The organism is Entomomonas sp. E7T21, assembly GCF_058693955.1.
Map to the genome: position 1 here is coordinate 18,665 of NZ_CP191672.1, position 14,051 is coordinate 32,715.

Below are 14,051 nucleotides of genomic sequence, written 5' to 3' on the forward strand. Positions count from 1 at the left end.
ATCTAAAAACTTGCATAAATAAAGTTAGGAATTCCTGCAGGTGCAGTGGTTAATATGAGCAATAAAATAATAACCCATACAATAGGTAAATAAATCCACACTATCTTATCTAATAGTTTGACGAGTAAATCGGGTAATTTAGCCAACAACGGATAAATAAAAAAGGCTATCAGTAAGAGAGGGAAATAGAGTATTACATTGGTATTAAGCGCAACTCCTGTAAAATTATGAGCTAATGCAGTCAAAAATTCTGTAGCATCAGATAAGGTAACTGAACGGAAAAAAATCCATGCAAAACAAACATATTGGAATGTAATAAATCTTGCGAACCAAATTGAAACCTGACTTAAACGATCTCGCCCCCAATAACGATCACCAATATTAAGCAATACAATGCCCAACGCATGAATAACACCCCAGACTATGAAAGTAAAACTAGCACCATGCCAAAGACCAGAAAGCGTCATTGCTGTAAATAAGTTAACTTGAGTACGCGTAAAACTCTGACGATTTCCCCCTAAAGGAATGTAAATATAGTCTCTAATCCAAGTTGATAAGCTTATATGCCAACGTTGCCAGAAATCCCGTAAATTATTAGCAAAATAAGGCATATTAAAGTTAATTGGTAATCTAAAGCCTAATAATAAGGCAATAGCTGTTACTAAATTAGTATACCCAGAGAAATTAAAGAAAATTTGTAAAGCATAGGCATAAACAGCTAATAAAATATCTAAAGAATGATAATTACTAGGGTTAGCAAACACTGGATCAACAAAGTTATCAGCCAATGCTGTATTTAAACAAAGGACTTTGATTAGGGCTAATAAAATTAACACAAATGCTTGATTATAATTACCTATCTCTCTAGCCTGTGTTACCTGAATTTGTGGTAAAAAATCTTTAGCTCTATTAATAGGACCAGCCACCAAACTAGGGAAAAAAGATAAAAATAAAGCAAAATCAATTGCTGAGGGAATACCGATCTCTTTTTTCTTGAGAGAAACTAAATAACTAATAGAATGGAAGGTATAAAAAGAAATGCCTATTGGTAATAAAATTTCAATACCTGGAATGGCATAATCTACTCCCAAACCTGTAATAAACGCCTGAACCTGCACCCTAAAGAAATCAAAATATTTGAAAAAACATAAATTAATAATAGCAATGGCAATAGCTATTCCTAACCAAATACCACTTCGTTTGCTGTAATAAATAGGAAAAGAAAGTCCATATAAAACAAAAGAATAAGTAATCAATATGGCCAAAAAATTAATATCAAAACTAGCCACAACTGCATAGCTTGCTATTAATAATAGGCCATTCTGATAAAGTGGTTTTTTCGCTAGTGCCCAATATAATAAAAAGAATAGAGGGAATAGAACACTAAACTCTATAGATAAATAACTCACCGACAGTAACTTACATTATTAACATTATTAATTCTCAATAAGCAATGCTTATTTTAAACAATTAAAAAATGCTAAGAATACTCCAAGTTAACTAAATAAAACAGTACAATTAAGTATAATGTTATAGTTTAAGTACTACAAAATAACGGTTACTTTAATTGCTTAAAATCATATTAAGCACAAAATAACTTTTAATATGGATAATTATCCATTACATTTACCACTTAATTAGTTCTTTATATGGACAAGAGTAAAAATGGGAAAAATACGTAATCTTTTTATCTTACTTATTATTATTGGTTTAATAGTAGTGGGGGGAACCAAAGCACTACTTTGGTACTATACCGATAAAACAGCTAAAGATATACAAAACACCTTGCCTCCAGGTGTGTTTAATTATGCTGGTGTCAGTACATCACTACAAGGCAGTACAAGTATCGATGATATTACTATTACTTATGCTGGTCAAAGAATTAAGATAGAAAAAATAGAGTTAAAATCTAAAAATATTGTTGAATTATTAGAACTAATTCTTAAGAATTGGGGCAGTAAAATACCTAACCAAATAGCTTTAAGAATTCAAGGTATTACTGTTAATTCAACAACCTTATTAAGTAATAAGCAAATAGCCGATTCTTTCCGTTATCCTTTTGATATTCCTTGTGGTAAGGTCAAAAAAATTGGTTTAGTTGAATACATGGATATTGGTTATCAAAACTTTGTATTTGATATTGATCTTGCCTATGAAAAAATTTCTACTAAACGTATTAAAGCTAGCTTTGATTTAAATACCAGAAACGCTTCTAAGTTTTCTTCTTCATTCTATGGTGATGCCTCTTTGCTTAACCCTATGGCGGCATCAGACCATAAGAAAAATGCTATTCCAAAATTTCAAATGCAATGGTCTGATGATGTTTTTACCAAAAAACTTTATAACTACTGTGCTCAAAAAGAAAATAAAACGATAGATGAATATATAGCTGCTTTACCAGCATTTTCAAAAGACAACATAGACCGAGCTAGTGCAGCTATATTCGGACTTACCTTAAGTGATGAAATAGTTAATGCTGTTAATGAATATATGAAAAATCCAAAAGAATTTTATATTGCTACTAACCCTAAAGGGCCTGTTACCCCTGATGAGTTAAAAGCAATGAATGAACAAGTAGCTCTTGAGCTTATTCGTCCTTCATTAAGAATTAATGGCCAAAATATTCCTATTGAGTTTAAATGGATAAGTGCTGAACAATTAGCAAAAAATAATAGTTTAGACACAAAGCCTAAAAAACCAATTATCCAATCATCAGAACGTCAACTAACACCTCTTAATGAGCTAAATGCTAAAGCTTTTAACAAAAATATTGAGGTACATACTACCAGTGGCATTATCTATAAAGGTGCTTTCAGAAAAGTAGAAGGCGGCTCTTTGCATATGACTATTCATAAAAGATTAGGATCATCAGATTTAGCACTTAAAGCAGATGTAATTAAATTAGTGTATATACTTTCTGACTATTAAATCCTTTCAATCAGTACTCATTACAAATAAATTATGAGTACTGATTAACCCTTCTTCAAATGCTCTAATGGCATCTCTGTTTTAGAAATTACTTGATTAAGTACAAAACAAGAACGAACGCTAGTTACACCTTCTATTCGTGTTAATACACCTAATAAAAATTTCTGATAATAATCAATATCTGGCACAACTACTTTCAACTGATAATCTGCATCCATCCCTGTAATCAAACTACATTCAACTACCTCTGAATGCTTTGTTAACTCTGCTTGAAAACGTTCAAACCGCTCAGGTGTATGACGATCCATACCCACCAAAACAAACACAGTTAACGAAAGCCCTAATTTTTTTGCATCTAATAAGGCTACTTGTTTAGCAATATATCCAGACTCTACCAACTGCTTAATTCGTCTTGAGCAAGGTGACGGAGATAAACCAATTTGATCAGCTAACTCATGATTAGGCAAACTGGCATCTTTTTGTAATATTTCTAAAATTTTTAGATCGTAACGGTCTAACTTTTCCATAATATTTTCTTTAAAGTAAATTTATAGTCTATATTACAAAGTAATATCATTAAATAAAAACATTATCCTCGAGGGTGATGTTTAGCATGTAACTCTTGTAATCGAGCTTGTGCAATATGTGTATAAATCTGTGTTGTTGATAAATCACTATGACCTAGTAACATTTGTACAACCCTCAAATCAGCCCCATGATTTAATAAATGTGTTGCAAAAGCATGACGTAAGGTATGTGGCGACAGTGATTTAGTAATACCTGCCACCTTAGCATGAAGTTTAATACGGTGCCAAAAAGTTTGGCGTGTCATCATATCGCCACGACTACTAGGAAATAATACATCACTGACTTTACCAGCTAATAACAGGCCTCTACCTGTTTTTAAATATTGTTCTATCCAAATAATAGCTTCTTCACCTAAGGGGACTAAGCGCTCTTTTCGCCCCTTACCAAACGTTTTCAACACACCTTGTCGTAAATTGACTTGCTCTAGCGTTAAACTTACTAACTCTGTTACACGTAAGCCACAAGCATATAAAACCTCTAACATAGCTTTATCACGCAAACCAATAGTATCTTCGATATCTGGTGCCGCTAATAACGCTTCTACATCTTGTTCAGATAATGTTTTAGGGAGTGGGTGGCCTAGTTTCGGCATTTCAATTTGTAATGTAGGATCAGTATCACAAAGACCTTCCCTGACTAGATAACGATAAAAACTACGTAATGCTGACAATAGACGAGCCGTTGAACGAGCCTTATAACCTTTTTCTAAGCGCCAAGCTAAATAATTTAAAATCATTTCTCGGCCAGCCTTTTCTATCTGAATATTATATTTTGCTAACCATTGATCAAAATGTTGTAAATCGCTTAAATAACTATTACGACTATGATCAGACAACCCTTTTTCTAACCATAGCATTTCTATGTATTGATTAATAATCGCAGGAATAGTTTGTTGCTCAGTCATTCTTTATCTCTAATAGCATTACTGTTTTAGAACTCAATGAACTTACTACTTCAATCGTTTACCGCTATAAACTACTTGCTGTATCCATCCCAAACAATCATCAAAAGCTATTGACTCATCATTAGGTAACAAACAAATCAGCTTTTGATCTATTTCTTTAAAATCGTAAAGATCAGACCATAAATCAATCCAATAGCTTTCTATTTCTGCATTGGTTACCATACACTACCATCAATGACTTACTATTAGGAGTTAATATGACAATATCCCCTATTCTAATTACAGGTGCAGGCCAACGTATTGGTTTTTACTGCGCTATGCAATGGTTAGAACAAGGAGTTCCCGTTATTGTCACTTACCGTCAAAATCGCCCAACAATAGATCAATTAAAAAGTAAAGGAGCTATCGCTATCCAAGCTGACTTTCAAAATAATGAAAGTATAATGCAATTTATTACTCAACTAAAACAAACCACTACATCTTTACGCGCCATTATTCATAATGCTTCTACATGGTTAAAAGATGATGGTACTGGAAAGGTTTTCGCAGAGCTATTCACCGTACATATGCAAGCCCCTTACTTGATTAACTTGCATTGTAGAGAGTTGCTTATGACCTCTAGTTTAGCAGATATTATTCATATTACAGATGACAGTGTTAGAAAAGGCAGTTCTGATCATATTGCCTATTGTGCTAGTAAAGCTGGTTTAACTAATTTAACTCTTTCCTTTGCTAAACTATTAGCTCCTCATGTTAAAGTGAATTGTATTGCACCCTCACTGGTTATGTTTAATGAGCAAGATACAGATAGCTATAAACAACAAGCAATTAATAAATCACTACTCAATATTGTGCCCGGTGAACAGGAAATATTTAGAGCTATCAACTACTTATTAGATAGCTCAAATATTACAGGAGAAATTCTTAGTATCAATGGAGGGCGTCATTTAAAAACTGAGTAACCTATTACTCATAGTATTTTATTTGGTAACCCTTTTCTTCTAATAACTTTAATACACTATCATCACCCACTAAATGCATAGCACCGACAACTACCATAGTTGGTGTATTATCTGCTGCATAACGCGTAATTTGAGCAATCCATGCCTGATTACGTTTAACTAGTAAGTTTTGGTAAAACGTTTCCATATCTTTTGTTTTATAATGCTCTAATTGGTCTTCAATGGCTGTAGTTTCACCCTGATAAACTTGTTTTATTAATGTATCCAATGCTAACTCTGGATCAGTTAACCCTTTTAAAGTTTCTTCAATAAGTATATTGGGATTTATTCGTTTTAGTGAAGCTAATGCAGCCAATTGTTGATCAAAGGTTTCTAAACCAGCCACCGCTTTGCCTTGCTGTTTTGCTTTATCATATAAAATTTTATCAATACCTTCTTGATAACCTTGTTGTTGCCAAATAATCATAGGCAATGAGAAACTCATAAAAGCTGCATCAAACATAACTAAAGTAGTTGGAATATTATGCTTTTGCATCATTTGTTGTAATTCACGCCATACTGCTGGCTTGAGGGTTTTATCTAATGTTGTACCCTGTAACTGAAATATTTGCATCATTTTAGCCGCAGATGTTAACGAACTCATTTCAGCTAAATCTATCTCAAATACTATTCTTTTAGAGGCATCAAATGCTTTTAAATATTCTGCCGGTAATGGAAGTTGTGATGGATGAATTAAATGGACACTGCCTGCTAAAATAATTTTTTTGTTATCTTTTTCAGCTATCCATACACTACTCTTTCCATAAGCTAACATCGGTGCAATTAATACGATAAGTAACAGCCACAGCTTACTCTTTTTCATAAGAATCCTTTAAGAAACATTTAACTCATAACCTATACGCTTTAACCAACTAGCTTCTTGTACAAAATCAGCCCTAGTTAAAGGGTTTTCCTCTAGCCAATTTTCAGGAAAGCGAATTTCTAATTTTTTAGATTTAGCTACTAATTTAACCGTTGGTTTATTTTGATTGCTACGAATATGATGAAATAAGATGGCAAATCTCAATAATATGCAGAGCCTTATCAATTGCTCACTATTCTCTGCTGCCTCTTCAAATTTATCTCTAGGGATATTGCGGCGATGTCCCCTGACTAATAAAGCTAATTCTTGCTGTTCTTGTTTTGAAAAACCTAATAACTCTGAATATTCTAATAAATAAGCACTGTGTTTATGGTATTGATAATGAGCTATATCTAGTCCTATTTCATGCACTTTAGCTGCCCACTCTAATAACTCTATATACCACTCATCTTCAAGCCCCCATGCTTCAGCAACTTGTCCTAATGCTTCTAATGCTTTTTCAGAAACTCTAGTAGCCTGCTCTATATCAACTCGATAACGTTCTTGTAAATAGGTCATAGTACGCTCTCGAACATCTTCATGAGTATAACGACCTAATTGGTCATAAAGCACACCTTCCCTTAATGCACCTTCTGAATAAGTCATTTTATCAATATCTAATGCATCAAAAATGGCCTCTAATATTGCCAAGCCAGGCGGTAAAATGACTCTACGATCATTTTTAATACCTTCTATATTTAATTTTTCAATATCACCTAATTTCAGAATTTTTTGTTTTAACCAAGTGATACCTTCTCGAGTAATATCAGCCTCTGATGAAGAGTAACCTGCAGACTTACAAGCATTTGCTATTGCTTTTATAGTCCCTGAAGAACCTACAGCTTCCTGCCATCCCATTTTTTGTAATGACTGCTCAATAGCCATTAGTTCTAATCGAGCCGCTGTATAAGCTTGTGCATAACGACTTGCTGTTAATTTTTCACCCACAAAAAAACGTTTATTATAACTAACACAGCCCATCTGCTGACTTTCTAATAATTTAGGCTCAAAACCTTGGCCAATAATAAACTCTGTACTACCACCACCAATATCCACTACTAGGCGCTTATCTTTAGAACTTCGTAAGGTATGGGAAACCCCTAAATAAATAAGCCTTGCCTCTTCCCGACCAGAAATAATTTCAACTGGATGCTTTAGTATTTCTTCTGCATGCTTAATAAATACTTTACGGTTTCTTGCCTCCCTTAATGCATTAGTGCCTACCACTCTTACGCTACCTAAAGGCATATCATTAACAAATTGCGCAAAACGCTTTAAACAGTTATAGCCACGCTCCATTGCTTGATCATCTAACTGTAAATTATCCGTAATACCCGCAGCCAGCTGTACTTTTTCCCCTAATTGCTCTAAAACACGTATTTTGTCATCATCAACTCTAGCTAACAGCATATGAAAGCTATTCGAGCCTAAATCAATAGTAGCAACAACAGAATGAATATTTTTATTAGCAACCATATATTAACTTCTTAGTAATGAACAACAGGAAATACGATAAAGGGGTAATACCTTTAAATAGATAGTACAATTAGATAATACATAAACAATAATTGTTACTATAATACCAAATATTGTAACCTGTTCTACTGACACTCGCCTATTGAAACCTAAAAAAGATGTTATCTTATTAATATAGTGGAAATTTATTATGAACTATCGCCATGCATTTCATGCAGGAAATCATGCAGATGTTTTTAAACATGTTGTCTTAAGCCGTCTGATCGCTTTACTTTGTCAAAAAGAAACACCCTTTGCTTATTTAGATACTCACTCTGGATTAGGAATATATGACTTATACAGTTCAGAGGCAGAACGTACTGGCGAATGGTTAGAAGGTATTAAACTGTTGCTTGAGCAAGCAAACACACCAGAGTTATTTGATGACTATATAACGGTTATTAATCAGCTTAATGTAGATAAAAAATTACAATATTATCCTGGCTCCCCTATGTTAGCTCAAAAACTTATGCGCCCTCAAGATCGTATAATTTTTAATGAGAAACACCCAGAAGATGCTCAACTACTGAAGCAAAATTTCAGAAAAGATTCTCGTATTACTATCCATACGCAGGATGGTTGGTTATTACCTAAAGCGCTGTTACCAACAACAGAAAAAAGACTTTTATTATTGATAGATCCGCCTTTTGAGCAGACAAATGAGCTAGACCTTTGTGTAAAAAGTTTAACGGATGCTATCGCGCGTATGAGGCAAGCTATAGTTGCTATTTGGTATCCTATTAAGGATCAAAAAAACCTAAATAAATTTTATAATCAATTAAAAATGTCTAATGCTCCCAAACTACTAAAAGCAGAACTTATGATAAAACCTGCTGATAATAATTTAGGATTAAATGGATCTGGAATGGTTATTGCAAACCCACCATGGAAGCTTGAGAATGAACTAACTACTTTATTATCTTATTTATCTAATGTACTTACTGAAAACGCTGGTACATGGAGTATTGACTGGTTAATTGCCGAATCAGTAAAATAAGTCAACAAATCAAGCACTCTATAATGCATGACATAATTTGTTATTTTATGACATTAAATGGCATTTTTACTATTACTATTATCTAATATTTGACTTTAGTTTTTATAGGTATAATCCTTAATCATTATGAAAAACATCACTCAGACAATTGCTACTCTTTTTTTAGGATTTATACTAACAATCCCTACAATTGTCTTTGCGCAAAATATAAATGATAAAACGTTATACAAATGGCAAGACACTACCGGTAAATGGCATTACTCTAAAATTCCACCTGATCAAACTTTAAATTACTCTCCTAATAAAATAGAAGTAGCGAAAGATACTAGAACACTTATTTTTGCTGAGAAAAAAGAAGAAACCACTTCTCAAGAAAAGCAAGAAACTATAGTTGAATCAAAATTAAGACAACAAAGAATTAGCTGTCAAACAACCCCATCTACTATGATGAATACAGCACTTTATCTACATAGAATAGTAGATAAGAATTTCCAAGAAAAAAGCATTACACAAGAAGAGTATGAGCAGAAAAAACAGACCATTAATAAACTAGAAGAAATTGCTAGTGACCTTAACTTTTATGATTATTGTATGGATGACTTCTCTAGAAAACCTCATATTAAAGCTGTCTCTGACTGTATGACTAAAGAAGACTCTATGGAAAAACGAACTAGCTGCCTAAAAGAACTACCACCAATGTAATAAGTTAAGGTTAGGTAGATAACAATTTATCCGTTATACTAAAAACTATAAATAGTATCAAAAGGTTCCTTTTTAATAATGACTGCGGCATCCCATAAAGATTATTTGCTTTGTGTACAACTAACTGACTCTCATCTTTTTGCTAATCCACAGGAAGAACTACTCGGTATTCCAACGGCTCAAAGTCTCAAAAAGGTTATTGCACTTATCAATGAAGAACAACCTGATATTGACTTAGCATTGGTAACAGGTGACATCTCTCAAGATGGTAGTCTTGCTTCTTATCAATTTTTCCAAGAGCAAATTAAAAAAATCAATGCCCCTTCTTTATGGACGCCTGGTAATCATGATGACTTTTCTGTTATTAGCAGTATTGATAGCTTTCAAGAACATCTAATTACTCAACAAGATATAGGCGAACATTGGCGTGTAATCACGCTTAACTCACAAGTTATTGGTGAAAACCATGGTAAGTTAGCAAAAGAATTATTAGAAAACCTATTAAAGTCCCTGCAATCAACCAAACGCTTTCATTTAATTGGTATTCATCACCCAGCTTTTGCCACTAATGCACGTTGGCTTAATGATATTAGATTACAAGAATCATGGGAGTTTTTAGATTGTCTAGAGTATTTTCTAAATGCTAATGTTGTTCTTTGTGGTCATGTACATCAAGTCGTTGAGCTATATTATCGTGGAACTTACTTATTCTCCAGCCCATCTACTTGCATTCAATTTGCACCAGATACAAATGAGTTCAAACTAGATAATTTAGCACCTGGCTATCGCTGGATTAAACTATTTAACAATGGTCATATCGACACTGGCGTTTCTCGCCTAAAAGAAAACCCTTTTACTGTTGATTTAACTGCTGCTAGTTATTGATTAAAAAGGTTGCTGCTGGGTAATACAATGAATATTGCCCCCACCTAATAAAATTTCACGTCCAGCCACCATTACTATTTTCTTATCAGGAAATAGTTGCTGCAAAATAGCTTTAGCCTCTTCATCTTTAGGATCATTAAAATAAGGAGCAATAACACCATTATTCACTATTAAAAAATTGATATATGAACCTGCTAATTGAATAGAAGGATCTCTAAGTTGACTACCTTCATGATAATCAACCCCATCACACTCTTCTTCTGATGCAAACAATGGCCCAGGAATAGGCATTTTATGAATAATTAACTTTCTTCCTTGAGCGTCTATAGCTTGTTCTAAAACTTGCCAAGCTTCCTGACAACGATTGTAATTAGGATTGTTCTCATCATCTGTCCAAGCTAGCAATACTTCTGCTGGACGAATAAAACAACAAAAATTATCTATATGCCCATTGGTCTCATCATTATATAAACCTTTAGGCAACCAAATGACTTTCTCAATATTTAAATAATCACCGAGATATTGTTCAATTTGTTGCCGTGTTAAATGAGGATTGCGATTGTGATTTAATAAACACTCTTCGGTTGTTAATACTGTTCCTTCACCATCCACATGAATAGAACCACCTTCTAGGACAAAATCATCACAACGATAACGGGCATAGCCTTCTATCTGGAGAATCTTTGAAGCTACTTGATCATCTAGATCCCAAGGAAAATATAAACCACCTTCCAAGCCACCCCAAGCATTAAATGCCCAGTCCACACCGCGTAACTCTTCACCATCGTCACTAATTACAAAAGTTGGACCAGTATCCCTTGCCCACGCATCATTCGATGAAAGTTCAACTACTCGAATAAGTTTATCCGTTAACCCTTTTGTTAAATGAAATAATGCATTTTCATACTGTATTGCGCTCACTCCCACTGTCACTATAGCAAATTCAGCAATAGCTAAAGCAACTTCAGTAAACGCTTTTTGAGCTGGCTTAGCGCCTAAACGCCAGTTATCGGTACGCTCAGGCCAAATCATCCATACCTGATACTGTGGATGCCACTCAGCAGGCATATAAAACCCATCAGCTTTAGGAGTAGTTAACATACTTTTATCCTTAGGATTCAAGATAACCATCAAGTGTTGTTAATGGATAGTACAAGTTTGGACGACGATCTCTAAATACCCCCCAAGCGCTACGAACTTTTTCTAATACATCTAAATCAAAGGTATAAGTAATGACACCTTCCGTTTCTTCATCCATTTCAGCTACTTTCTCACCAAACTGATTAGCTATAAATGAAGAACCATAAAAAGTAATATGATAGTTCTCTTGATCTTCTCTGCCCACACGATTAGAAGCAATTAAAGGCATTACATTAGCACCTGCATGGCCTTGTTGTACTCGCTGCCAATGATCTCTTGAAGAAATAGTAGAATCATGTGGCTCGCTACCAATAGCAGTGGGATAAAACAGTAACTCTGCCCCTAATAAAGCCATTGCACGAGCACTTTCTGGAAACCATTGGTCCCAACAGATTCCAACACCGATCTTAGCATAGCGAGTTTGCCATACCTGAAAACCTGTATCACCAGGATTAAAATAATATTTCTCATGATAGCCTGGACCATCTGGAATATGGCTCTTACGATAAATACCTAATAAGCTTCCATCAGCATCAATCATAGCAATACTATTAAAACGAGCGCGTCCCGCTAGTTCAAAAAAGCTAATTGGTAATACAACCTCTAGTTCAGCTGCTATTTTTTGAAAATGCTTGATAGCTGGATTATCTTCTATGGATGTTGCCAGAAGCATATAATCAGCATTAGGTTTCTGACAAAAATAAGGTGTTTCAAATAACTCTTGAATGAGAATAATATTTGCGCCCTTACTAACGGCCTCTCTAACCAACTTTTCAGCCTTAGCAATATTCGCATCATGATCCCAACTACAAGCCATTTGGGTAGCAGCCACACTTACTACTCGAGACATATCACACCTATATCATTAATTTGTTATTTAAACAGTATGTAAGTACCAATTATATTCTAAATCGGAAATAGAAAGTTCAAACTCTTCCAACTCACTCTCTTTACAGGCTACAAATATATCAATATATTTTGGGTCAATATAACGAGCAAATACCTCACTATCATCCAACTCTCTTAAAGCATCCCGTAAATTATTAGGTAAGCTCGCTTCATACTGTTCATAAGCATTACCTTCAACTGCTTCGGTTGGCTCTATTTTATTAGTAAGCCCATGATGGATACCTGCTAATAAACCTGCCATCAATAAATAAGGGTTGGCATCTGCACCTGCTACTCTGTGTTCAATTCGTACAGCACTTGGGGTATCTGTAGGAATACGAATAGCCACTGTTCTATTATCTAATCCCCATGTTGGTGCATTAGGCACATAAAACTGTGAACTAAAACGCCTATAAGAATTCACATTGGGACATAAAAAGGCCATACTTTTAGGTAAGGTTTCCAATACGCCACCTACGGCATGACGCAATGTTTTATTTTGCTCAGCATCATCTGAGGTAAAAATATTATTACCCTCTTTATCCACAATAGAAACATGTAAATGCAAGCCATTACCAGCCTGTTTAGGATAAGGTTTAGCCATGAAAGTAGTGTCCATTTCATGGTCATATGCAATATTTTTAATTAATCGTTTAAGTAAAATAGCATACTCACAAGCCCTAAGAGGATCCGTTACATGGTGTAAATTCACCTCAAATTGAGCCGGCGCACTTTCTTTTACAATAGCATCAGCGGGAATACCCTGTACTTTTGCACCATCTAAAATATCTTGTAAACAATCTGCATATTCATCTAGATCATCGATTAAATAAACTTGATTAGACTGAGGTCGTTTACCCGAAATAGGCGAAAGTGGAGGTTGAGGTCGGCCATTGATATTTTCTTGATCAATTAAATAAAACTCCACCTCAAAAGCAGCGCAAATGTATAATCCTAACGCATCAAACTGTTTTACTATTTGCCTTAAAATTTCACGAGGATCCGCAAAAAAAGGAACACCCTCAGGCTCATACATAGCCATTAATAATTGTGCCGTTGGTCTTTTTTGCCAAGGCTCAACACATAATGTGCCAGCAATGGGATAGCAAACTCGATCTGCCTCACCGATATCAAGCCCTAATCCTGAACTTTCTACAGTAGAACCATTAATATCTAAAGCAAAAATGGAGGCTGGAAGATTAATCCCTTTTTCATAAACTTTTTGTAAACTAGCTCGTTCTATGCGCTTACCACGAACAATCCCATTCATATCAGCAATTAATAAATCAACAAACTGTATTTCTGGGTGTTTTTTTAAAAACTCACTTGCTTCTAATGGATCAGCACGCAGGGGTACTGTCATGATAGAATACCTTTATTACCTAAGAACCTTTAAGTCAACCGTAAAGTAACCTTTCTGTCAATTATCTATTTATAGTAAATTTAGTCTAACTTATTATTTATATTAGGATAATTGTTTTTCATGCAGTCATTACGATGACTATTATTTAACTTTTTTAATCTTTTCTACTCTTTTTTAAATTATGCATACTTTATGCCGATACTTGACTATAACCTGTCAATGATTATTATTCAACTCACAATTAGCAACTTTATGAATATAGAAAAACCATATTGAAT

14 protein-coding genes are annotated in these 14,051 nt (G+C 34.3%); 5 read left to right on the forward strand and 9 right to left on the reverse strand.

Annotated elements, in window-relative coordinates; all coding sequences use genetic code 11:
* Positions 1-2 precede the first annotated feature (2 nt).
* Positions 3-1,409 (reverse strand): MBOAT family O-acyltransferase, encoded by a 1,407-nt coding sequence (locus tag ACQVD9_RS00095; RefSeq protein ID WP_264746883.1) that lies wholly within the window; start codon positions 1,407-1,409, stop codon positions 3-5.
* A gap of 256 nt (positions 1,410-1,665) precedes the next feature.
* Here ACQVD9_RS00095 and ACQVD9_RS00100 point away from each other — a divergent pair, with 256 nt between their 5' ends.
* Positions 1,666-2,928, forward strand: a complete 1,263-nt coding sequence (locus ACQVD9_RS00100) for an aq_1923 C-terminal domain (RefSeq protein WP_264746884.1) — start codon at positions 1,666-1,668, stop codon at positions 2,926-2,928.
* Positions 2,929-2,972: 44 nt separating this feature from the next.
* Here ACQVD9_RS00100 and ACQVD9_RS00105 read toward each other — a convergent pair whose 3' ends face one another.
* The 3 genes from ACQVD9_RS00105 to ACQVD9_RS00115 form a co-directional block, all read right to left on the reverse strand.
* Positions 2,973-3,455 (reverse strand): Lrp/AsnC family transcriptional regulator, encoded by a 483-nt coding sequence (locus ACQVD9_RS00105; RefSeq protein WP_264746885.1) that lies wholly within the window; start codon positions 3,453-3,455, stop codon positions 2,973-2,975.
* A gap of 62 nt (positions 3,456-3,517) precedes the next feature.
* On the reverse strand, positions 3,518-4,420 hold the full coding sequence (gene xerD / locus ACQVD9_RS00110) for a site-specific tyrosine recombinase XerD (RefSeq protein ID WP_264746886.1): 903 nt from the start codon (positions 4,418-4,420) through the stop codon (positions 3,518-3,520).
* A gap of 45 nt (positions 4,421-4,465) precedes the next feature.
* Positions 4,466-4,642 (reverse strand): hypothetical protein, encoded by a 177-nt coding sequence (locus ACQVD9_RS00115; protein ID WP_264746887.1) that lies wholly within the window; start codon positions 4,640-4,642, stop codon positions 4,466-4,468.
* Between the two features lie 35 nt (positions 4,643-4,677).
* Here ACQVD9_RS00115 and folM point away from each other — a divergent pair, with 35 nt between their 5' ends.
* Entirely contained in the window at positions 4,678-5,382 is a 705-nt protein-coding gene (gene folM, locus ACQVD9_RS00120; protein WP_264746888.1) for a dihydromonapterin reductase, read from the forward strand.
* Between the two features lie 4 nt (positions 5,383-5,386).
* Here folM and ACQVD9_RS00125 read toward each other — a convergent pair whose 3' ends face one another.
* Together ACQVD9_RS00125 and ppx are read right to left on the reverse strand one after the other, a co-directional pair.
* Complete coding sequence (locus ACQVD9_RS00125; protein ID WP_264746889.1) at positions 5,387-6,244, reverse strand: TraB/GumN family protein; 858 nt, start codon at positions 6,242-6,244, stop codon at positions 5,387-5,389.
* Positions 6,245-6,253: 9 nt separating this feature from the next.
* Positions 6,254-7,759: an exopolyphosphatase gene (gene ppx, locus ACQVD9_RS00130; RefSeq protein ID WP_264746890.1), complete on the reverse strand. Its 1,506-nt coding sequence runs from the start codon at positions 7,757-7,759 to the stop codon at positions 6,254-6,256.
* A gap of 190 nt (positions 7,760-7,949) precedes the next feature.
* Between ppx and ACQVD9_RS00135 the strand changes: the two genes are divergently transcribed.
* The 3 genes from ACQVD9_RS00135 to cpdA all read left to right on the forward strand — a co-directional run bounded on the left by ACQVD9_RS00135 (position 7,950) and on the right by cpdA (position 10,382).
* Entirely contained in the window at positions 7,950-8,795 is an 846-nt protein-coding gene (locus ACQVD9_RS00135) for a 23S rRNA (adenine(2030)-N(6))-methyltransferase RlmJ (RefSeq protein ID WP_264746891.1), read from the forward strand.
* A gap of 126 nt (positions 8,796-8,921) precedes the next feature.
* Positions 8,922-9,497: a hypothetical protein gene (locus tag ACQVD9_RS00140; protein ID WP_264746892.1), complete on the forward strand. Its 576-nt coding sequence runs from the start codon at positions 8,922-8,924 to the stop codon at positions 9,495-9,497.
* Positions 9,498-9,575: 78 nt separating this feature from the next.
* A complete protein-coding gene (cpdA, locus tag ACQVD9_RS00145; protein ID WP_264746893.1) occupies positions 9,576-10,382 on the forward strand; it encodes a 3',5'-cyclic-AMP phosphodiesterase in 807 nt (268 codons plus the stop codon).
* Here the strand turns inward: cpdA and aguA are convergent, their stop codons facing one another.
* From aguA to ACQVD9_RS00160, 3 genes are read right to left on the reverse strand one after another with little or no spacing between them, the layout of a single operon-like run.
* Complete coding sequence (aguA, locus tag ACQVD9_RS00150; protein WP_264746894.1) at positions 10,383-11,483, reverse strand: agmatine deiminase; 1,101 nt, start codon at positions 11,481-11,483, stop codon at positions 10,383-10,385.
* Positions 11,484-11,493: 10 nt separating this feature from the next.
* A complete protein-coding gene (aguB, locus tag ACQVD9_RS00155) occupies positions 11,494-12,372 on the reverse strand; it encodes an N-carbamoylputrescine amidase (RefSeq protein ID WP_264746895.1) in 879 nt (292 codons plus the stop codon).
* A 27-nt stretch (positions 12,373-12,399) separates the two neighbouring features.
* Positions 12,400-13,773 (reverse strand): glutamine synthetase family protein, encoded by a 1,374-nt coding sequence (locus ACQVD9_RS00160; RefSeq protein ID WP_264746896.1) that lies wholly within the window; start codon positions 13,771-13,773, stop codon positions 12,400-12,402.
* Between the last annotated feature and the right edge of the window lie 278 nt (positions 13,774-14,051).